Source organism: Cupriavidus sp. GW823-FHT07B10 (assembly GCF_058794355.1).
Genome location: NZ_JBXAGS010000009.1, coordinates 96951 through 116899 on the forward strand (window position 1 = coordinate 96951; position 19949 = coordinate 116899).

The 19949-nt window shown below is 65.7% G+C and carries 15 protein-coding genes; 8 read left to right on the plus strand and 7 right to left on the minus strand.

Annotation, left to right across the window (positions count from 1 at the left end; genetic code table 11):
• Positions 1 to 30: 30 nt before the first annotated feature.
• Entirely contained in the window at positions 31 to 4077 is a 4047-nt protein-coding gene (purL, locus tag AC1Q6V_RS19755; protein ID WP_454750085.1) for a phosphoribosylformylglycinamidine synthase, read from the plus strand.
• A 95-nt stretch (positions 4078 to 4172) separates the two neighbouring features.
• On the opposite strand, the gene AC1Q6V_RS19760 is transcribed toward purL, so the two are convergent.
• The 6 genes from AC1Q6V_RS19760 to AC1Q6V_RS19785 all read right to left on the minus strand — a co-directional run bounded on the left by AC1Q6V_RS19760 (position 4173) and on the right by AC1Q6V_RS19785 (position 8399).
• Positions 4173 to 4472: a hypothetical protein gene (locus tag AC1Q6V_RS19760; protein ID WP_454750086.1), complete on the minus strand. Its 300-nt coding sequence runs from the start codon at positions 4470 to 4472 to the stop codon at positions 4173 to 4175.
• 42 nt (positions 4473 to 4514) lie between these two features.
• Positions 4515 to 5309: a peptidylprolyl isomerase gene (locus AC1Q6V_RS19765; RefSeq protein ID WP_454750087.1), complete on the minus strand. Its 795-nt coding sequence runs from the start codon at positions 5307 to 5309 to the stop codon at positions 4515 to 4517.
• Between the two features lie 4 nt (positions 5310 to 5313).
• Positions 5314 to 5628, minus strand: coding sequence for a BolA family protein (locus AC1Q6V_RS19770; protein WP_010810057.1), 315 nt, complete (start codon positions 5626 to 5628; stop codon positions 5314 to 5316).
• A 40-nt stretch (positions 5629 to 5668) separates the two neighbouring features.
• Positions 5669 to 6208, minus strand: coding sequence for a septation protein A (locus tag AC1Q6V_RS19775; protein WP_010810056.1), 540 nt, complete (start codon positions 6206 to 6208; stop codon positions 5669 to 5671).
• A gap of 38 nt (positions 6209 to 6246) precedes the next feature.
• Positions 6247 to 6711 (minus strand): peptide-methionine (R)-S-oxide reductase MsrB, encoded by a 465-nt coding sequence (gene msrB, locus AC1Q6V_RS19780; protein WP_010810055.1) that lies wholly within the window; start codon positions 6709 to 6711, stop codon positions 6247 to 6249.
• A 116-nt stretch (positions 6712 to 6827) separates the two neighbouring features.
• Positions 6828 to 8399, minus strand: coding sequence for a protein adenylyltransferase SelO (locus tag AC1Q6V_RS19785; RefSeq protein ID WP_454750088.1), 1572 nt, complete (start codon positions 8397 to 8399; stop codon positions 6828 to 6830).
• Between the two features lie 458 nt (positions 8400 to 8857).
• Between AC1Q6V_RS19785 and AC1Q6V_RS19790 the strand changes: the two genes are divergently transcribed.
• From AC1Q6V_RS19790 to AC1Q6V_RS19815, 6 genes are all read left to right on the plus strand, one after another.
• Entirely contained in the window at positions 8858 to 10483 is a 1626-nt protein-coding gene (locus tag AC1Q6V_RS19790) for a 3-(methylthio)propionyl-CoA ligase (protein WP_037023305.1), read from the plus strand.
• Positions 10484 to 10622: 139 nt separating this feature from the next.
• Positions 10623 to 11873 (plus strand): branched-chain amino acid ABC transporter substrate-binding protein, encoded by a 1251-nt coding sequence (locus tag AC1Q6V_RS19795; protein ID WP_010810052.1) that lies wholly within the window; start codon positions 10623 to 10625, stop codon positions 11871 to 11873.
• A 190-nt stretch (positions 11874 to 12063) separates the two neighbouring features.
• Complete coding sequence (locus tag AC1Q6V_RS19800; protein WP_010810051.1) at positions 12064 to 13011, plus strand: branched-chain amino acid ABC transporter permease; 948 nt, start codon at positions 12064 to 12066, stop codon at positions 13009 to 13011.
• Positions 13012 to 13015: 4 nt separating this feature from the next.
• Positions 13016 to 14329, plus strand: a complete 1314-nt coding sequence (locus AC1Q6V_RS19805) for a branched-chain amino acid ABC transporter permease (RefSeq protein WP_010810050.1) — start codon at positions 13016 to 13018, stop codon at positions 14327 to 14329.
• Positions 14326 to 15099: an ABC transporter ATP-binding protein gene (locus AC1Q6V_RS19810; RefSeq protein ID WP_010810049.1), complete on the plus strand. Its 774-nt coding sequence runs from the start codon at positions 14326 to 14328 to the stop codon at positions 15097 to 15099. Before AC1Q6V_RS19805 ends, AC1Q6V_RS19810 begins: the two co-directional genes overlap by 4 nt.
• Positions 15099 to 15812, plus strand: coding sequence for an ABC transporter ATP-binding protein (locus AC1Q6V_RS19815; RefSeq protein ID WP_011615132.1), 714 nt, complete (start codon positions 15099 to 15101; stop codon positions 15810 to 15812). Before AC1Q6V_RS19810 ends, AC1Q6V_RS19815 begins: the two co-directional genes overlap by 1 nt.
• Here AC1Q6V_RS19815 and AC1Q6V_RS19820 read toward each other — a convergent pair.
• Positions 15787 to 17376, minus strand: a complete 1590-nt coding sequence (locus AC1Q6V_RS19820; protein WP_052181573.1) for an amino acid permease — start codon at positions 17374 to 17376, stop codon at positions 15787 to 15789. The two genes, AC1Q6V_RS19815 and AC1Q6V_RS19820, sit on opposite strands and share 26 nt — an antisense overlap.
• 489 nt (positions 17377 to 17865) lie before the next feature.
• Between AC1Q6V_RS19820 and AC1Q6V_RS19825 the strand changes: the two genes are divergently transcribed.
• Positions 17866 to 19947, plus strand: coding sequence for a 3-hydroxyacyl-CoA dehydrogenase NAD-binding domain-containing protein (locus tag AC1Q6V_RS19825; RefSeq protein ID WP_010810046.1), 2082 nt, complete (start codon positions 17866 to 17868; stop codon positions 19945 to 19947).
• The last annotated feature ends 2 nt before the right edge of the window (positions 19948 to 19949 follow it).

Sequence of the window (19949 nt, forward strand, 5' to 3'; positions counted from 1 at the left end):
CTACCTCACCGCCTCCCGACCGCTACGATCATGGCGCATTTCTCGTGCTTCCCCGGCGCTTTGGCGCTTTCCGCCTTCCGTCAGCAACGCCTGCTCACCGCCCTGCGGCAGATCGACGCCGATATTGAATCGGTGCATGGCCAGTTCCTGCACTTTGTCGACGCACAGACGCCGCTGTCGGCCGAAGAGCAGTCCCGCGTGGCGGCGCTGCTGACCTACGGCGCACCATTCGCCGATCAGCCCGACGGCGACCGCTTCGTGGTGATCCCGCGCTTCGGCACGATCTCGCCGTGGGCCAGCAAGGCCACCGACATCGCCCATAACTGCGGCCTCACGCATATCCACCGCATCGAGCGCGGTATCGAAATCACGGTCATCTGCAAGAAGGGCCTGCTACGCGGCCGCAAGACGCTGGACGCGGATACCCGCGCCGCCGTCGCCGCGCACCTGTTCGACCGCATGACCGAGACCGTGGTCGCCTCGCGTGACGATGCCGCCGGCCTGTTCCAGGAACTGCCGGCCAAGCCGCTGCGCTTTATCGACATCTCGGCCGGACGCAGCGCGCTGGCCGCGGCCAACGTCGAGATGGGCCTGGCGCTGTCCGAGGACGAGATCGACTACCTGGTCGATGCCTACGGCAAGCTGGAGCGCAACCCGACCGACGTCGAGCTGATGATGTTCGCGCAGGCCAACAGCGAGCACTGCCGCCACAAGATCTTCAACGCCACCTGGACCATCGACGGCGTGCAGCAGGACAAGTCGCTGTTCGCGATGATCCGCAATACGCACCAGCTCAATCCGCAAGGCTCGATCGTGGCCTACTCGGACAACTCGGCGGTGATGGAAGGGGACGTGGCCGAGCGCTGGTTCCCGCGCGGCGATGACCACAAGTACGGCCGCCACGAGGCGCTGACCCACACGCTGATGAAGGTGGAGACGCACAACCACCCGACCGCGATCTCGCCGTTCCCGGGTGCCTCCACCGGCGCCGGCGGTGAAATCCGCGACGAGGGCGCGACCGGCCGCGGCGCCAAGCCCAAGGCCGGCCTGACCGGCTTCACGGTGTCCAACCTGATGCTGCCCGAGGCCGTCGAGTCCTGGGAAAACGACCGCGACGCCGCCCAGCCGGTGGCGCACCGCAACCCGGAAGACAAGCCCGGCGTGACCGGCAAGCCGGACCGCATCGCCTCGCCGCTGCAGATCATGATCGACGGCCCGCTCGGCGGCGCCGCCTTCAACAACGAATTCGGCCGTGCCAACCTGGGCGGCTATTTCCGCGTCTACGAGCAGAACGTCGGCGGCACCGTGCGCGGCTACCACAAGCCGATCATGATCGCGGGCGGGATCGGCAATATCGACGCCGCGCACACGCACAAGAACCCGCTGCCGGCCGGCACGCTGCTGATCCAGCTGGGCGGCCCGGGCATGCGCATCGGCATGGGCGGCGGCGCCGCCAGCTCGATGGCGACCGGCACCAACACCGCCGATCTGGACTTCGATTCGGTCCAGCGCGGCAACCCCGAGATGGAGCGCCGCGCGCAGGAAGTGATCAACGCCTGCTGGCAGCTCGGCGACGCCAACCCGATCCTGTCGATCCATGACGTCGGCGCGGGCGGCATCTCCAACGCCTTCCCCGAACTGGTGGACGGCGCCGACCGCGGGGCACGCTTCGACCTGCGCCAGGTGCACCTGGAAGAGTCCGGCCTGTCGCCGGCCGAGATCTGGTGCAACGAGTCGCAGGAACGCTATGTGCTGGCGATCGCGCCGGACAGCTTCCCGCAATTCCAGGCCATGTGCCAGCGCGAGCGCTCGCCGTTCGCGGTGGTTGGCATTGCCACGGAAGAAAAGCAGCTGCAACTGGTCGACGCCAGCGTCGACGCCGCGCTCAAGGAGCACTACGCCGTCGACATGCCGATGGACGTGCTGCTGGGCAAGCCGCCGCGCATGCATCGCGACGTCAAGCGCGTCGAGCAGGAACTGCCGGCGGTGGACGTGACCGGCATCAGTCTGGAGCAGGCGGTGCGCGACGTGCTGCGCCATCCGACCGTGGCCAACAAGTCGTTCCTGATCAGCATTGGCGACCGTACCGTGGGCGGCATGAACGCGCGCGACCAGATGGTCGGCCCGTGGCAGGTGCCGGTTGCCGACGTGGCCGTGACCACGCTCGACTACCAGGGCAAGGCCGGCGAAGCGATGACCATGGGCGAGCGCACCCCGCTGGCCGTGATCAATGCGCCGGCCTCCGGCCGCATGGCGATCGGCGAGGCGCTGACCAACCTGGCCGCCGCGCCGGTCAAGGACCTGGGCAAGGTCAAGCTGTCGGCCAACTGGATGGCGGCCTGCGGCGTGGAAGGCGAAGACGCGAAGCTGTATGACACCGTGCACGCCGTCGGCATGGAACTGTGCCCGGCGCTTGGCATCAGCATCCCGGTGGGCAAGGATTCGCTGTCGATGCGCACCAAGTGGCAGGACGACGGCGTCAACAAGGAAGTGGTCGCGCCGGTGTCGCTGATCATCTCGGCCTTTGCCGCGGTGGACGACGTCAACCGCACGCTGACGCCGCAACTGCGCACCGACGCCGGCGACACCGTGCTGATCGCCGTCGACCTGGGCCGCGGCAAGAACCGCATGGCCGGCAGCATCCTGGCGCAGGTGACGCAGCAGGTCGGCGACAGCGCCCCCGACGTCGATAACGCCGATGACCTGAAGAACTTCTTCAACGTGATCCAGCGCCTGAACCGCGAAGGCAAGCTGCTGGCCTATCACGACCGCTCGGATGGCGGCTTCATGGCCGCGCTGGCGGAAATGGCCTTTGCCGGCCACTGCGGCATCTCGCTCAACGTCGACATGCTGGCGCTGGACCCGCAGCAGGAGCAGGACTACGGCGACGCCAAGAACTGGGCGCAGCAGATCGCCGAGCGCCGCAACGACCAGACCTTGCGCGCGCTGTTCTCGGAAGAGCTCGGCGCGGTGGTGCAGGTGCGCATGGAAGACCGCGACACGGTCTTTGCCGTGCTGCGCGAAGCCGGCCTGTCGGCCTGCAGCCATGTGGTGGGCAAGCCCAACGCGACCGACCAGATCGAGGTCTATCGCGACGCCAGGAAGGTCTTCGGCGCCTCGCGCACCGACCTGCAGCGCAACTGGAGCGAAGTCAGCTGGCGCATCGCGCGCCTGCGCGACAACCCGGCCTGCGCCGACAGCGAATACGACCGCCTGCTCGACGCCGCCGACCCCGGCATCAGCCCGGTGCTGACCTTCGATGCGGCCGAAGACATCGCCGCGCCGTTCATCGCCACCGGCGCCCGCCCGCGCGTGGCGATCCTGCGCGAGCAGGGCGTCAACTCGCAGATCGAGATGGCGTACAGCATGGATCGCGCCGGCTTCGATACGCACGACGTGCACATGAGCGACCTGATCGCAGGCCGCGCCAATCTGGCCGACTTCAGCGGCTTTGTCGCGTGCGGCGGCTTCAGCTACGGCGACGTGCTGGGCGCGGGCGAGGGCTGGGCCAAGACCATCCTGTTCAACGCGCAGATGGCCGAGCAGTTCGCTGCCTTCTTCAACCGCCAGGACACTTTTGCGCTGGGCGTTTGCAACGGCTGCCAGATGATGAGCAACCTGGCCCCGATCATCCCGGGCGCAGGCGCCTGGCCGAAGTTCACGCGCAATCAGTCGGAGCAGTACGAGGCGCGCTTTGTCACGGTCGAGGTGCAGTCGTCGCCGTCGATCTTCTTCGCCGGCATGGAAGGCAGCCGCATTCCGATCGTGGTTGCCCACGGCGAAGGGTTTGCCGACTTCTCGCAGCAGGGCAATATCGACCAGGCCCACGTGGCGCTGCGCTTTGTCGACAACTACGGCGCGGTCACGCAGACCTATCCGCTCAACCCGAACGGCTCGCCCGACGGCATCACCTCGGTGACCACCGTCGATGGCCGCTTCACCGTGCTGATGCCGCACCCGGAGCGTGTGTTCCGTGCCGCGACCATGAGCTGGGCCCCGGACGCGTGGAAGCAGGTTGCCGACGGCGGCAGCCCGTGGATGCGGATGTTCCGCAATGCGCGGAAGTGGGTGGGGTAAGTATCAGCCCAGGGCCTGCGCCCTTCGTCCCAACCAAGAGCCACCGGCAGCGCCGGTGGCTCTTTAGTTTTTCGCTGCGCCGGTAAAGGCAGGGTTCAGCCGGCAAGCGGAGGGTGCAAGCGCGAGCTCCACGACGCATAGGCATAAGTCAGCATCCGCCCGGCTTCAAAGCCAGGGGGCGGCCTGATCTCGCCGCGAGCCTCCTTGTAAGCCACCACGGCGTGCAGGATCTTCTCGGGCGCGTAACGGTCACGCAACGGGAGATAGGGGTGGAGCCGGCGCCAGCCGGGGGCGGCGCCGTCCAGGGTCGCCCAGGCCAGTGCACAATAGCACATGCCCCGGGACGAGAGATGCCAGAGTTGCCAGTAGCGGCCAGTCGACTCCACGCGCTGCATCCTTGAATCTTGCAGGACCGGCGGGGGCGACCGGACCGTGCCTTACTGGATCTTGGCCTTGTCCTTGAGTGACTTCATCATGGCCTGGAACTGCTCGCGCTGCCAGTTCTGGTCCCCCATCAGCATCTGCGTGAGCTGCGGTTTGACCTCTTCGAACGACGGGATCTTGGCGTCGCGCACGTCGACCAGTTCGATGATATGCCAGCCGAACTGGGTCTTGACCGGGGTATCGGTCAGCTGGCCCTTTTTCAGGCCGGTCATGGCAGCCGAGAACTCAGGGACGTAGCTGCTGCTGTTGGCCCAGTCCAGGTCGCCGCCGTTGGCGGCCGAGCCCGGGTCCTTGGACGAGGCCTTGGCCATGTCCTCGAACTTGGCGCCGCCCTTGATCTTGGCGATGATCGCCTTGGCGTCGGCTTCCTTTTCCACCAGGATATGGCGGGCGTGGTATTCCTTGCTGTTGCCGAACTGCGACTTGATCTTGTCGTACTGCTTGCGCAGCTCGGCGTCGCTGGCGCCGTGGGTCTTAACGTAGTCTTCGAACACTGCGCCGGCCAGCACGTTCAGGCGGGCCTGTTCCAGTTGTTCCTGCACGTCGTCGCGCTGGGTCAGGCCGCGCTTGTTGGCTTCCTGCACGAGCAGTTCGCGGTCGATCAGCATGTTGCGCGCGCGCGAGCGCAGCTCCGGGTTGTCGGGCTGGCCGGTGCCGGCGATCAACTTGTCCAGCTTTGCCGATGAAATGGCCTTGCCATTCACGACGGCGGCATTCTGGGCGATGGCCGGCAGGCTGCCGGCAGCAAGCACAGCCGCCAGGCTGAACGAGAGGACGGTGGTCTTCATGGAATCAGGTCTGAGAGTTGCTGGAAGAATCGCGTGATGATGCGCGGGATTGGTACTCTTGGTCGGTGAACGCAGTCACGGCAAGTGCGTGGATCTGCGCGGGGAACAGACCGCGCAGCGCATCATACACCATGCGGTGTCGCGCAACCCGGCTGTGACCCGTAAAGCGCTCGCTGACGATTGTCACGTCGTAATGTCCGCCGCCGGATGCGGCGCCGGCATGTCCGGCGTGCAGCGCGCTGTCGTCGCGCACGGCCAGGTGGCTGGGGGCGAGCGCTTCGCGCAGCATCGCCTCGATAGTGGCGGGATCGGCTGCCATCAATGGTTTCCTTCGGTTCGGGGGTGCGGGGGCGGGGCCGTCAGTCCTGGCTGTTCTCGGGCATGTGGCGCGACAGCCAGACACTCTGGGCGACGATGAACACCAGCATCAGCCCCATGCTGCCGAACAGCTTGAAGTTGACCCAGGCCTCGGTCGAGAACTGGTAGGCCACGTACAGGTTCAGCACGCCCATGGCGGCAAAGAAGCCGGCCCAGGCGGCGTTCAGGCGCGCCCACACCGGGTCGGGCAGGGTCACCTGTTTTTCCATCATGGCGCGGATCAGGTTCTTGCGCCAGCCGATCACCGAGCCCAGCAGCCCCACCGCGAACATCCAGTAGAGCACGGTCGGCTTCCACTTGATGAAGGTCTCGTTGTGCAGCACCAGCGTGGCACCGCCGAACACCGCGATGATCAGCAGGCTGACCCACTGCATCGGCTCGACCTTGCGGTGGCGGAACCAGACCCAGCCGATCTGCAGCACGGTGGCGCCAATGGCCACGGCGGTGGCGGTGTAGATGTCAGCCAGCTTGAAGGCGGCAAAAAACAGGATGACCGGGAACAGGTCGAACAGGAATTTCATGCGGTACCAGGTTGTGTCCGGCGTGCTTGCCGGAGCATTCAGCGCTGCGGGTCGCGCCGGGGGTTGTCGTCGCTGCCGGCGGCGTGGGCATCATCCGCCGCACGCTGTGCCGGGTCGCGATCATCGAATTTTAGCGCAGCCGAGTTGATGCAATAGCGCAGGCCGGTCGGGGCGGGGCCATCCTCGAAGACATGGCCGAGATGGCTGCCGCATTCCTTGCAGCGTACCTCCACCCGCGTCATGCCGTGGCTGTGGTCGACGTGCTCGGCAATCACCTCGCCGTTGATGGCGCGGAAATAGCTGGGCCAGCCGCAGCCGGCATCGAACTTGGTGGCGGATTCGAACAGCGGCGTGCCGCAGCCCACGCAGTGGTAGATGCCGTTGTCCCAGTGGTCCCAGTAGCGGCCGGTGAACGGGCGCTCGGTGGCGGCCTCGCGGGTCACGCGGTATTCGATGTCGGAGAGTTGTTCACGCCACTCGGCGTCGGTCTTGGTGGTGGTCATGGTCTTGTCCTCGCAGGGCTTCCTCGGATGGGTTCCTCAGTTAAGGCATTGGTCGTGCGAACTGCGCGAACCTTACACCGGCAGGCGCCGGCGTGCAGGGCACGGATCACATGACGTCACGACGAGCAACTGACTTCCAGGCCGGAGGCCCAGTCCGGCGGCAGCGCCGCGTAGTGCTCTGCTTCCGGCTGCTCGTCGAAGGGGCGCGACAGCACTGCCAGCAGGCGGTCCACTTCGGTGAAGTCCTTCTCGCGTGCGTGCCGGATCGCGGTTTCGGCCAGGTGGTTGCGCAGCACGTACTTGGGGTTGACTGCCAGCATTTCCAGTTCGCGCGCGGCATCGTGCGACTGTTCGGCGCGCAGGCGCACGCGATAGTCGGCCACCCATGCGTCGAAGGCGGCGCGGTCCAGGAACAGGTCGCGCACCGGCGCGTCGCGCGAGGCATCGGTGGACGAAATGCCGCACAGCTTGCGCCAGAACAGCGTGTAGTCCACGCGCTGGCCGTGCAGCAGCTGGAACAGGCTGGTCAGCAGCGGCTCATCGCTCTTGTCATCGCCGCCGGCGGGCGGGCGCAGGCCCAGCTTGGCGCGGTAGTGGCGGAAGAATGCCGCAGCATAGCGGTCGCGGAACGGGTCCAGCGCCGCGCGCGCGGCTGCCACGGCAGCGTCGCGCGCGCCTTCCTGGTCGGCATCCTCTGGCGGCAGCCACAGCGGCAGCAGCGCCTGCGCCAGGCAGTGCAGGTTCCAGAATGCCACCTGCGGCTGCTGGCTGTAGGCGTAGCGGCCCTGCGTGTCGGAGTGGTTGCAGATATGGTTGGCGTCGAACGCGTCGAGGAAGCCAAATGGGCCGTAGTCGATGGTCAGGCCCAGGATCGACATATTGTCGGTGTTCATCACGCCGTGGCAGAAGCCCACCGCCTGCCAGTGCGCGATCAGGTCGGCGGTGCGCAGCGAGACCTCGTGCAGCAGCGCCCGGTAGGGCTGGGCGTCGTCGCGGCACGCGGGCATGAAGTTGTCGATGACGAAATCCGCCAGCTTGCGCAGCGCGGCGACGTCGTCGTGCGCGGCGAAATGCTCGAAGTGCCCGAAGCGGATAAAGGTCGGCGACAGCCTGGTCACCACCGCGGAGGTTTCGATGGTCTCGCGCCGCACCGGCGCGTCCGAGCCCATGATAGACAGCGCGCGCGTGGTCGGCACGCCCAGTGCGGCCATGGCTTCGGAGCAGAGGTACTCGCGGATCGACGAGCGCAGCACCGCGCGGCCATCGGCCATGCGCGAGTAGGGCGTCAGGCCCGCGCCCTTGAGCTGGATTTCCCACGGGCCGGTGGCGGTCTCGGCCTGCGCCAGGCGGATGGCGCGGCCGTCGCCGAGCTGGCCAGCCCATACCCCGAACTGGTGCCCGGAATAGACCGTGGCGAGCGGGTCGGCCCAGTCCGGCACCTGGTTGCCGATAAAGGTCTCGATGAAGTCCTGCTGGCTGCCGATGCCGGCATCCCAGCCGAGCAGGGCCGCAGCGGCCGGCGCCACCCCCACCAGGTAGGGCGCTGGCAGCGGCGTCGGGCGCAGCCGCGTGAAGAACTGCGCGCCGAGTTCGGCAAAGCCGGGCGCGGTGCGCCAGGGCGCGGACAGCGTTGCCGGCGTGGCTGCGTCGGAGGGCTGCGGAGCTTGTGACTGGGGCGTGTCTGGCATCGCGTAGGGGCGCCTCGGGGCGCAAGGGGCGGTGCGAATTCCGTGCGCTCGTCCATGTGCGGCGAACCGCGTAAAAGGCGGTGCGGCGCGGCATGCCGGGGGCACGAAAATGCGGTGGTGGCTAGGGAAAACGACATGTTGAGGTGCAACATGCCACGCAGTATTGTACGTCCTCAACGGCACTCGACCGCTCGACCGAGTTAATGCCGCCATGCACCGCACGGATATTTTCCTCCTTCAGTGCGCACATGAATCCGGTGCATGGGCTTTTCGCAGAATTGCGGCCCCGAATTCGATGGCAATGCCGGCGGCAACCCCGACGGCAATACACAACAACAGTACGGCAGTGCACAACGAGATCGGCCGGACGCCGATTTGGTGCATGGAAACGACCGACAAAAAATAGTACGGTTGTTCGTTTTCAGGCGAATCACACAAGACTTTCAGGAGGCAGGTTCATGGCATTGATGGGTCAAATGATGAGCGCGCCGCTGCTCATTTCCTCCATCATCAAACACGCCGCGCGTTATTACGGCAGCACCGAGATCGTCTCGCGGCGTACGGAGGGCGACCTGCATCGCTACACGTACCGCGATTGCGAACTGCGCGCCCGCAAGCTGGCGCAGGCGCTCGGCGCACTGGGCGTGAAGCAGGGCGAGCGCGTCGGCACGCTGGCCTGGAACGGCTACCGCCACCTCGAGATCTACTACGGCGTGTCCGGCATGGGCGCCGTCTGCCATACCATCAACCCGCGCCTGTTTCCCGAGCAGATTGCCTATATCGTCAACCATGCGGAGGACGGCTATGTCTTCTTCGACCTGACCTTCCTGCCGCTGGTGGAAGGCGTGGCGCCGCATTGCCCCAACGTCAGGGGCTGGGTGGCGATGACCGACCGCGCGCATATGCCGGCCGAATCCAAGGTGCCGCTGCTGTGCTACGAGGAGCTGGTCGACGCGCAGGACGGCGACTACGAATGGCCGCAGTTCGACGAGAATCTGGCGTCGAGCCTGTGCTACACCTCGGGCACCACCGGCAACCCCAAGGGCGCGCTGTACTCGCACCGCTCGACGGTGCTGCACTCGTACGCGTCGGCACTGCCCGACGCGCTGGGCTGCTCCGCCAGCGACGTGATCCTGCCCGTGGTGCCGATGTTCCACGTCAATGCCTGGGGCCTGCCGTACTCGGTGCCGCTGGTCGGCGCCAAGCTGGTGCTGCCCGGTGCCAAGCTGGACGGGGCCTCGATCTATGAACTGTTCGAGCAGGAGAAGGTGACCTTCTCCGCCGGCGTGCCGACGGTGTGGCTCGGCCTGCTCCAGCATGTGCAGTCGAACAAGCTGAAGTTCTCCAGCTTCCGTCGCACCGTGATCGGCGGCTCGGCCGTGCCGCCCGCGATGACCCGTGCGTTCGAGGCGCTGAACGTCGAAGTGATCCATGCCTGGGGCATGACCGAGATGTCACCACTTGGCACGGCGTGCAAGCTGCTAGCCAGGCACGAAGCTCTCTCTGACGCGGATCGCCACAAAATCCAGGAAAAGCAGGGCCGCGTGATCTTCGGTGTGGACATGAAGATTGTCGACGGCGAAGGCAAGGAGCTGCCATGGGACGGCAAGGCCTTCGGCGACCTGATGGTGCGCGGCCCATGGGTCATCGAGCAGTATTACCGCAATGGCACCAGCCCCCTGGCCGACGGCTGGTTCCCGACCGGCGACGTGGCCACCATCGACGCCGATGGCTTCATGCAGATCACCGACCGCAGCAAGGACGTGATCAAGTCCGGCGGCGAATGGATCTCGTCGATCGATATCGAGAACGTCGCCGCCGCGCACCCCGCGGTGCATATGGCGGCCTGCATCTCGGCCTACCACCCCAAGTGGGATGAACGCCCGCTGCTGGTGGTGGTGAAGAAGCCCGGCGCCGAAGTCACCCGCGAAGAACTGCTGCAGTTCTTCGATGGCAAGGTCGCCAAGTGGTGGATCCCGGACGACGTGGCCTTTGTCACCGAGATCCCGCTGACCGCCACCGGCAAGATGCAGAAGCTCAAGCTGCGCGAGCAGTTCAAGGACTACAAGCTGCCGACCGCCTGACGCCGGCACGCGCTTTCCGGTGCGCCATGCCTGCTTGCGGCATGGCGTGTTCGGGGCGGCTGCAAGGCGTGGCATGGAGGACGCAGCGCAGCCAGCCAAGTTCGACGACAAGCCAACGACAAGAGTGAAGGAGACAGGTATGACCAAAATGCGTCCGCTGGTGGCCGGTGTGGCCGTGTTTGCCGCACTGGGTTCTGCGCTGGTTTCAGGTACCGCACTCGCGGATACGGTGAAGATTGCCTTCATTGACCCGCTATCGGGGCTGATGGCTCCCGTTGGGCAGAACCAGCTCAAGAGCTGGCAGTATGTCGCCGACATCGCCAACCAGAAGAACTGGGCCGGCGCGCACAAGTTCGAGGTGGTGGGTTTCGACAACAAGCTGTCGCCGCAGGAAAGCCTGACCATCCTCAAGCAGGCGGTCGACCAGGGCATCCGCTATATCGTGCAGGGCAACGGCTCGTCGGTCGGGCTGGCGCTGCAGGACGCGGTGGCCAAGCACAACGAGCGCAATCCGGGCAAGGAAATCGTCTACCTGAACTACGCCGCGGTGGACCCGGACATGACCAATTCCAAATGCAACTTCTGGCATTTCCGGCTCGACGCCAACTCGGACATGAAGATGGAGGCGCTGACCACCTTCCTGGCCAAGGACCCGAACGTCAAGAAGGTCTACCTGATCAACCAGAACTACTCGTTCGGCCACCAGGTGGCGCGTGCCGCCAAGGACTACCTGAAGCGCAAGCGCCCGGACATCCAGATCGTCGGTGAAGACCTGCACCCGCTGGCCCAGGTCAAGGACTTTGCCCCGTACGCGGCCAAGATCAAGGCCTCCGGCGCCGATACCGTGATCACCGGCAACTGGGGCAGCGACCTGGCGCTGCTGATCAAGGCGGGCAAGGATGCCGGCCTGACCACCAACTACTACACCTACTACGCCGGCACCACCGGCGTGCCCACGGCGATGGGCGCCACCGGCGCCGAGCACGTCAAGTATGTCGGCTACTACAACCCCAACAACAAGGGGTTCAAGGGGGCTGATGTCATCGAGGGCTTCAAGAAGAAGTACAACGACGACTTCTACGTGATGGCCTCCTACACCGGCATTGCCATGCTGTCCAAGGCCTTCAAGGACACCGGCTCGACCGATCCGATCAAGGTCGCCAAGGCGCTCGAGGGCATCAAGGTCGACAGCATGAACGGCACGGTCGAGATGCGCAACTCGGACCACCAGGCGCAGCAGCCGCTGGTGGTCGCCACCTGGACCAAGGTGGATGGCAAGGAAATCAAGTACGACCAGGAGAACACCGGCTACGGCTGGAAGACCAACGCGCTGATGGACCAGTACGTGTCGGCCCAGCCGACCTCCTGCCAGATGAAGCGGCCGGGCTGATCCTGTCCGTGACGGGCCGGCCACGCTGACAAAGTGGCCGCCCGATCCTGCATACTTTCAGTCTTTTTCGGTCGATACCGGGGAGCGTCCGGGGCGGGCAACCGCCCCCGGAGGGGGACGCTCACCCTCAATCCAACCGGACGGACGCCGGCATGCCCACGCATGGCGGCGCCAGCTTGAAGGACACGCTGTGGAATTCTTCGTCATCTCACTGCTGAACGGCATCAGCTACGGGCTGCTGCTGTTCATGCTGTCATCGGGCCTTACGCTGATCTTCAGCATGATGGGCGTGCTCAACTTTGCCCATGCCAGCTTCTACATGCTGGGCGCCTACTTCGCCTACACCATCGCCAGCAAGGTCGGGTTCTGGCCGGCGCTGATCTTCGCGCCGCTGCTGGTGGCCGGCGCGGGCGCGCTGGTGGAGCGCTTCGGCCTGCGCACGGTGCACAAGTACGGCCACGTGGCCGAGCTGCTGTTCACCTTCGGCCTGGCCTACCTGATGGAAGAGGGCGTCAAGCTGGTGTGGGGCCTGGCGGCGGTGCCGTACCGGATCCCCGCGGAGCTGGACGGGCCGCTGTTCACGGTGTTCACCTCGTCCTTCCCCAAGTACCGCGCCTTCATGATGCTGGTGTCGCTGGGCATGCTGGTGGCGATCTACCTGGTGCTGACGCGTACCCGCATCGGGCTGGTGATCCAGGCCGCGCTGACGCACCCGGAAATGGTCGAGGCGCTGGGCCACAACGTGCCGCGCGTGTTCATGATGGTGTTTGGCGGCGGCGCCGCGCTGGCCGGGCTGGCGGGAGTGATCGGCGGCAATGCCTTTGTCACCGAGCCATCGATGGCCGCGGCGGTCGGGTCGATCGTGTTCGTGGTGGCGGTGGTGGGCGGCATGGGATCGCTGGTGGGCGCCTTCATTGCGTCGATCCTGATCGGCGTGCTGCAGACCTTCGCGGTCACCATCGACGCCTCGCTGGCGGGCCTGATGACCAGCCTGGGGCTGGCGGTCAGCGAAGCCACGCCGTTCTATTCCTTGTGGAAGCTCACGGTGGCCCAGGTGGCGCCGGTGCTGCCGTACCTGCTGCTGGTGGTGATGCTGATCTTCCGCCCGCGTGGACTGATGGGAACCCGGGAGAGCTGACACCATGGAGCAAGCGATGCAACAACCCCGCGAGCCGGTGGTGACCGGCCGCACCCTGCGCTACCGCCCGCTGAACCTGGCGCGCTGGATCATCTGGAGCCTGACCGTGCTGGTCATGCTGGTGCTGCCGCTGATCTTCACCGGGGGCTTCGCCATCACGCTGATGTCGCAGATGGGCATCATGATCATTTTTGCGCTGTCGTACAACATGCTGCTCGGGCAGACCGGCATGCTGTCGTTCGGCCACGCGGTCTACTCCGGCCTGGGCGCGTTTATCGCCGTGCATGTGCTGAATATGGTCGGGGCGGGCAAGGTCTGGCTGCCGGTGTCGATGCTGCCGCTGGTGGGCGGCCTGGCCGGCGCCTTCTTCGGCGTGATCTTCGGCTACGTCACCACCAAGAAGTCCGGCACCACCTTTGCCATGATCACCATGGGCATCGGCGAGATGGTGTTCGCCAGCTCGCTGATGTTTCCGGAGTTCTTCGGCGGCGAGGGTGGCATCTCCACCAACCGCGTGGTCGGCGATCCGTTCCTGGGCATCACCTTCGGGCCCGGGCGCCAGGTCTACTACCTGATCGCGGCGTGGTGCCTGCTGTCGATGGTGGCGATGTACGCCTGGACGCAGACGCCGCTGGGCCGCATCGCCAACGCCGTGCGCGACAACCCCGAGCGGGTCGAGTTCATCGGCTACAACACCCAGCGCGTGCGCTACCTGGTGCTGATCCTGTCGGCGTTCTTCGCCGGTATCGCCGGGGCGCTGGGCGCCATCAACTTCGAGATCGTCTCGGCCGAGAACGTCAGCGCGGTGCGCTCCGGCGGCGTGCTGCTGGCGGTGTTCATCGGTGGCGCGGGCGTGTTCTTCGGGCCCATCATCGGCGCGGTGGTGTTCGTGCTGTTCGCGGTGGCGCTGTCGGACCTGACCAAGGCCTGGCTGCTGTACCTGGGCCTGTTCTTCGTGCTGATGGTGATGTTCGTGCCGGGCGGGCTGGCCAGCCTGCTGCTGATGCAGGTGCCGCTGCTGGGCAAGGGCAAGCTGGGCCGCATGCTGCCGTCCTACGCGCGTGCCGGCGGCGCCGCCGTGGTGCTGCTGCTGGCCATGATCCTGACGGTCGAGCTGGTCTACAAGGTGCAGGTCGACAGCGCCAACGGCACCACGATGTCGCTGTTCGGCGTCGGCTTCGATGCCGCAACCTGGACGCCATGGCTGGCGGCGGCCGCGCTGTGGGCGGCTGGCCTGTTCGCGTGGCGCCTGGCGGCGGCGCGGGTGCGCAGCGCGTGGGACAAGGTACAGATGGAAATCGCAGGAGGCAGGCCATGACAGCGGCACTGGAACTGACCGATGTACGCAAGAAGTTCGGCCAGACGGAAATCATCCGCGGCGTGAACCTGAGCATCCCGAAGGGCGAGCGCCATGCGCTGATCGGGCCCAATGGCGCAGGGAAGTCGACGACCTTCAACCTGATTTCCGGCCGGTTTGCGCCGAGCAGCGGGACCGTGCGGCTCAATGGCGCGGAGATCGGCGGGCTGCAGCCGTTCGTGATCAACCGCATGGGGCTGTCGCGCAGCTTCCAGATCACCAACATCTTCCATCGGCTGTCGGTGTTCGAGAACCTGCGCTGCGCGGTGCTGTGGTCGCTCGGCTACAAGTATTCGTTCTGGCACCGGCTCAAGGGCCTGCGCGACACGCGCGAGCGCGCGGAGGAGGTGCTGGAGCTGATCGGCATGCAGCACCGCCGCGACAGCCAGGCGGGCCTGCTGACCTATGCCGAGCAGCGTGCGCTGGAGATCGGCATCACCATCGCCGGCGGCGCCGAGGTGATCCTGCTGGACGAGCCCACCGCGGGCATGAGCCGCTCCGAGTCCGATCACGCGGTGGAGCTGATCCGCAAGGTCACCGTCGGCAAGACGCTGGTGATGGTGGAGCACGACATGAGCGTGGTGTTCGGCCTGGCCGACCGCATCTCTGTGCTGGTCTACGGCGAAGTGATCGCCACGGACACCCCGCAGGCCATCCGCAACAACCGCAAGGTCAAGGAAGCCTACCTGGGCACAACCCTCGACGAGGAAGCCACCGAAGGAGCGCACTGATGGGCAAGCGCATGCTGAACGTCCAGGGCCTGCACGCCTACTACGGCAAGAGCCATATCCTCCACGGCGTGGACGCGCATATCGACGAAGGCGAGATCGTCGCGCTGCTGGGCCGCAACGGGGTGGGGCGCTCGACCATGGCCAAGGCCATCCTCGGCATGGTCAAGGCCGAGGGCTCGGTGCGGTTTCGCGACGAAGAGATCCTGGGGCGGCGCACCTTCGAGATCGCGCACCTCGGGATCGGCTATGTGCCGGAGAACCGGGATATCTTTCCGACGCTGACCGTGCGGCAGAACCTGCTGCTGGGCGAGAAGCGCAACCCACGGCAGGCCAGGCCGCGCTGGACCGTCGAGGACATGTTCAACATGTTCCCGCGGCTGAAGGAGCGCGAGAACACCTCGGCCGGCGTGCTCTCCGGCGGCGAGCAGCAGATGCTGACGTTGTGCCGCACGCTGATGGGCGACCCCGACCTGGTGCTGATCGACGAACCGACCGAAGGCCTGGCGCCGATGATCGTGGCCCTGGTCGGGGACTACCTGAAGACGCTGAAGGAGCGGGGTATTTCCGTGCTGCTGATCGAGCAGAAGCTGGCGATCGCGCTGGATATTTCCCAGCGCGTCTACGTGATGGGGCACGGGCATATTGTGTTCGAGGGGACGCCCGCGGAACTGAAGGCCAACTCGCAGATCAGGAAGGAGTGGCTGGAGGTTTGACTTCGGCCACTGTGCGCTCCCCTTGCCAACTGTGTGCTCCCTCTCCCGCTTGCGGGAGAGGGCCGAAAACTGCCGGCTTTGGCAAGTCAAACGGCATATCCTCATAGTCGATCAGCCGCGACTTCTTCACCGCCCGGTACCCCCACCACAGCGCCAGGAACGCCGGCACGCCGATATAGGTCGCCACGATCTCCGGCCACCGGTTCGGAATATCCGCAAACGCCTGGTAGTTCTGCCCGGCCACGATCACCACGCACAGCACCACGGTAAAAATGGGGCCGAAGGGATAGAGCGGCGAGCGGTAGGCCAGCATGCCAACGTCATAGCCCTGGTGCACCAGCCCGCGACGGAAGCGGTAATGGCTGATGGCAATGCCCAGCCAGGCAAAGAAGCCGGTCATGGCCGAGGTGTTGAGCAGCCACAGGTAGACCGCCTTGTCCCCGAACAGCGAACTGAAGAAACACAGCGCGCCCACGGCGGTGGTGGCCAGCAGCGCATTGAACGGCACGCCGCTCACGGTCAGCTTGCCGAACGCGCGCGGCGCGCGGCCGCTGACGGCGAGGCCGTAGAGGATCCGGGTCGATACATACATGCTGGAGGTGCCGGCCGAGAGCAGCGCGGTCAGCACCACCGCGTTCATCAGCCCCGCAGCAAAGGCCAGGCCGGCGTGGCGGAACACCAGTGCAAACGGACTCACGCCCACGTCGGTGACGTCGTTGCGCAGCAGGCTGGGATCGGTATAGGGAATCAGCACCCCGATGATCAGGATCGCGACCACATAGAACAGCAGGATGCGCCAGAAGGTCTGCCGGATCGCGCGCGGGATGGTCCTGGCCGGGTTCTCCGCTTCGCCGGCGGCCACGCCCACCGTTTCCGTGCCCTGGAAGGAGAAGCCCGCGATCATCGCCACGCCGATCATGGCCGGGATGCCGCCGACAAAGGGCGCGTCACCCATGGTGAAGTTGTGCCAGCCAGACTGCGGGCCGCCTTTCATGATGCCGAAGATCATCAGCAGGCCCACGCCCAGGAACACGATCACGGTCACCACCTTGATCAGCGCGAACCAGTACTCGGCCTCGCCGAAGCCGCGCACCGAGAACGCATTGAGCCCGAACATCAGCAGCAGGAACGCGGCGCTCCAGACCACGCCGGGCATTTCGGGGAACCAGTACTGCATCACCAGCTGCGCCGCGGTCAGTTCCACGGCGATGGTCACCGCCAGGCTGAACCAGTAGTTCCAGCCCAGCGCGAAGCCGAAGCCTTCGTCGACATAGAGCGCGCTGTAGGTGACGAAGGAGCCGGCCACCGGCATATGCACCGCCAGCTCGCCCAGGCTGGTCATCAGGCAATAGACCATCAGCCCGAGCAGCATATACATCAGCAGCGCGCCGCCGGGGCCGGCCTGCGCGATCGAGGCGCCCGAGGCCACGAACAGCCCGGTGCCGACCGCGCCGCCGATGGCAATCATGCTCAGGTGGCGGGCCTTGAGCCTGCGCTTGAGGTGGTCGTGCTCGACCACCGGGTGCTGGTGCTCGTGGGCGTGGGAATGTGAGGGGGAAGACATCAGGGTCGCTGGACCTTCCGCCGATCCGGCATCTTGTGGAACCCGGACGGCAAAAAACGAAAAGCCGCGAGTTTACAGGGTCGGCCCGCGCGATTTGTCCGTGTCGGCCAAATAAAGTCCGATACTGGTTTAGAGGCGGCACTCAGTCGCACTCGGCAAGTGCTTTATCCGCCATGGCGGGACGATTTAGCACCGCGTCAGGCGCCCCGCCATGCATCGCGGTCAGGGGCGGCATTAGCGCCGCGCATGTCGCCGGAAAAGTCCGAAAATTAAAATTGAACGACCGTGCTATTTTGTGTATGCTTGTTTCGCCCAGGCGCCGGAAGGCGTTGCGGGACGCGGGAAAGCGGCAGGTCGGGCGGAGGGTTTACCCGCTCATGACGGCAGCCTCCCGCAACAGTCGCCGGCCGCTGCCGGCCGCGCCGTGCAGTAAAAATTGAATTCGAGAATTCGAATCCCGAGACAACTTTTGACACCAAAGGAACCAGCATGACAGCGCAGTATCAGGTTCAGGACGGCGTAGCCGTCATCACGCTCGACAATCCCCCTGTCAACGGCCTGGGTCACAGCACCCGGCTTGGCATCGTCGAAGGCATGACCCGTGCGCTGGACGATGCCGCCGTCAAGGCCATCGTCATCACCGGCGCTGGCAAGGCTTTCTCGGGCGGCGCCGACATCCGTGAATTCAATACGCCCAAGGCCATGCAGGAGCCGACGCTGCACTCGGTGATCCGCGTGCTGGAAGGCTCGTCCAAGCCGGTCGTGGCCGCCGTGCACTCGGTCGCCATGGGTGGCGGCCTGGAGCTGGCGCTGGGCTGCAACTACCGCGTGGCGTCCAAGGGCGCCCAGATCGCGCTGCCGGAAGTGAAGCTGGGCCTGCTGCCGGGCGCCGGCGGCACGCAGCGCCTGCCGCGCGTGATCGGCCTGGAGGCCGCGGCCAACATGATCGTGTCGGGCACCCCGGTGCTGTCCGAGAAGTTTGCCGGCACCAAGCTGTTCGATGAAATCGTCGACGGTGACGTGCTGCCCGCCGCGGTCAAGTTCGCGCAGAACGTTGGCGCCGCCACCGGCCCGCATCCGAAGGTGCGCGACCTGAAGGTGCGCCACGAGAACCCCGAAGGCTACCTGGGCTTTGCCCGCAATACCGTGGCCGCGATGGCCAAGAACTTCCCGGCGCCGCTGAAGTGCCTGGAAGCGGTGGCCGGCTCGCTCAAGCCGTTCGAACAGGGCCTGAAGCAAGAGCGCGAGGGCTTCCTCTACCTGGTCACCACGCCGGAATCGCGCGCGCTGCGCCACGCCTTCTTTGGCGAGCGTGCCGCCAGCAAGATCCCCGATGTGCCCGAAGGCACGCCGACCCGCAAGATCGAGAAGGTCGCCGTGATCGGCGCCGGCACCATGGGCGGCGGCATCAGCATGAACTTCCTCAACGCGGGCATCCCGGTCACCATCCTGGAAACCAAGCAGGAAGCGCTCGACCGCGGCGTCGGCATCATCCGCAAGAACTACGAGAACAGCGCCAAGAAGGGCAAGCTCACGCAAGAGAAGGTCGAGCAGCGCATGGGCCTGCTCAGTACCACGCTGTCCTATGACGACCTCAAGGACGCCGACCTGATCATCGAGGCCGTGTTCGAAGAGATGGGCGTCAAGGAGACCGTGTTCAAGAAGCTGGATGAAGTCGCCAAGCAAGGCGCGATCCTGGCCTCGAACACCTCCACGCTGGACGTCAACAAGATCGCCTCGTTCACCAAGCGTCCGCAGGACGTGGTCGGCATGCATTTCTTCAGCCCGGCCAATGTGATGAAGCTGCTGGAAGTGGTGCGCGGCGAGAAGACCGGCAAGGACGTGCTGGCCACGGTCATGCAGGTCGGCAAGAAGATCAAGAAGACCGCGGTGGTGTCGGGCGTTTGCGACGGCTTTATCGGCAACCGCATGATCGAGCAGTACAGCCGCCAGGCTGGCTACCTGCTGGACGAAGGCGCGCTGCCGGAGCAGGTCGACAAGGCCATCGAGAAGTTCGGCTTTGCCATGGGCCCGTTCCGCATGGGCGACCTGGCCGGCAACGACATCGGCTGGGCCATCCGCAAGCGCCGCGCGGTGGACAAGCCGGAGATCCAGTATTCCAAGACCGCCGACCTGCTGTGCGAGATGGGCCGCTTCGGCCAGAAGACCGGCGCGGGCTGGTACGACTACAAGGCGGGCGACCGCAAGCCGTACCCGAACCAGCAGGTCAACGACATGATCGTGCAGCACTCGAAGGACCTGGGCATCACGCGCCGCAAGATCTCTGACGAAGAGATCGTCGAGCGCCTGGTGTTCGCGCTGGTCAACGAAGGCGCCAGGATCCTGGAGGAAGGCATTGCTTCCAAGGCCTCGGATATCGACATGGTGTACCTGACCGGCTACGGCTTCCCGCTGTTCCGCGGCGGCCCGATGCTGTACGCGGACCAGGTCGGCCTGTACAACGTGGCGCTGTCGATGAAGCGCTACGCCAAGGGCTACCACGGTGAAGCGTGGCAGGTCGCGCCGCTGCTGCAGAAGCTGGCGGACGAAGGCAAGGGCTTCAACGGTTAATA

Coding starts and splice junctions, on each gene's coding strand:
- AC1Q6V_RS19810 (WP_010810049.1), top strand. CDS start 14,326: ATGACAGCGGCACTGGAACTGACCGATGTACGCAAGAAGTTCGGCCAG.
- purL (WP_454750085.1), top strand. CDS start 31: ATGGCGCATTTCTCGTGCTTCCCCGGCGCTTTGGCGCTTTCCGCCTTC.
- AC1Q6V_RS19805 (WP_010810050.1), top strand. CDS start 13,016: ATGGAGCAAGCGATGCAACAACCCCGCGAGCCGGTGGTGACCGGCCGC.
- AC1Q6V_RS19815 (WP_011615132.1), top strand. CDS start 15,099: ATGGGCAAGCGCATGCTGAACGTCCAGGGCCTGCACGCCTACTACGGC.
- AC1Q6V_RS19760 (WP_454750086.1), bottom strand. CDS start 4,472: ATGCAGCGCGTGGAGTCGACTGGCCGCTACTGGCAACTCTGGCATCTC.
- msrB (WP_010810055.1), bottom strand. CDS start 6,711: ATGACCACCACCAAGACCGACGCCGAGTGGCGTGAACAACTCTCCGAC.
- AC1Q6V_RS19825 (WP_010810046.1), top strand. CDS start 17,866: ATGACAGCGCAGTATCAGGTTCAGGACGGCGTAGCCGTCATCACGCTC.
- AC1Q6V_RS19770 (WP_010810057.1), bottom strand. CDS start 5,628: ATGGCAGCCGATCCCGCCACTATCGAGGCGATGCTGCGCGAAGCGCTC.
- AC1Q6V_RS19785 (WP_454750088.1), bottom strand. CDS start 8,399: ATGCCAGACACGCCCCAGTCACAAGCTCCGCAGCCCTCCGACGCAGCC.
- AC1Q6V_RS19790 (WP_037023305.1), top strand. CDS start 8,858: ATGGCATTGATGGGTCAAATGATGAGCGCGCCGCTGCTCATTTCCTCC.
- AC1Q6V_RS19820 (WP_052181573.1), bottom strand. CDS start 17,376: ATGTCTTCCCCCTCACATTCCCACGCCCACGAGCACCAGCACCCGGTG.
- AC1Q6V_RS19775 (WP_010810056.1), bottom strand. CDS start 6,208: ATGAAATTCCTGTTCGACCTGTTCCCGGTCATCCTGTTTTTTGCCGCC.
- AC1Q6V_RS19795 (WP_010810052.1), top strand. CDS start 10,623: ATGACCAAAATGCGTCCGCTGGTGGCCGGTGTGGCCGTGTTTGCCGCA.
- AC1Q6V_RS19765 (WP_454750087.1), bottom strand. CDS start 5,309: ATGAAGACCACCGTCCTCTCGTTCAGCCTGGCGGCTGTGCTTGCTGCC.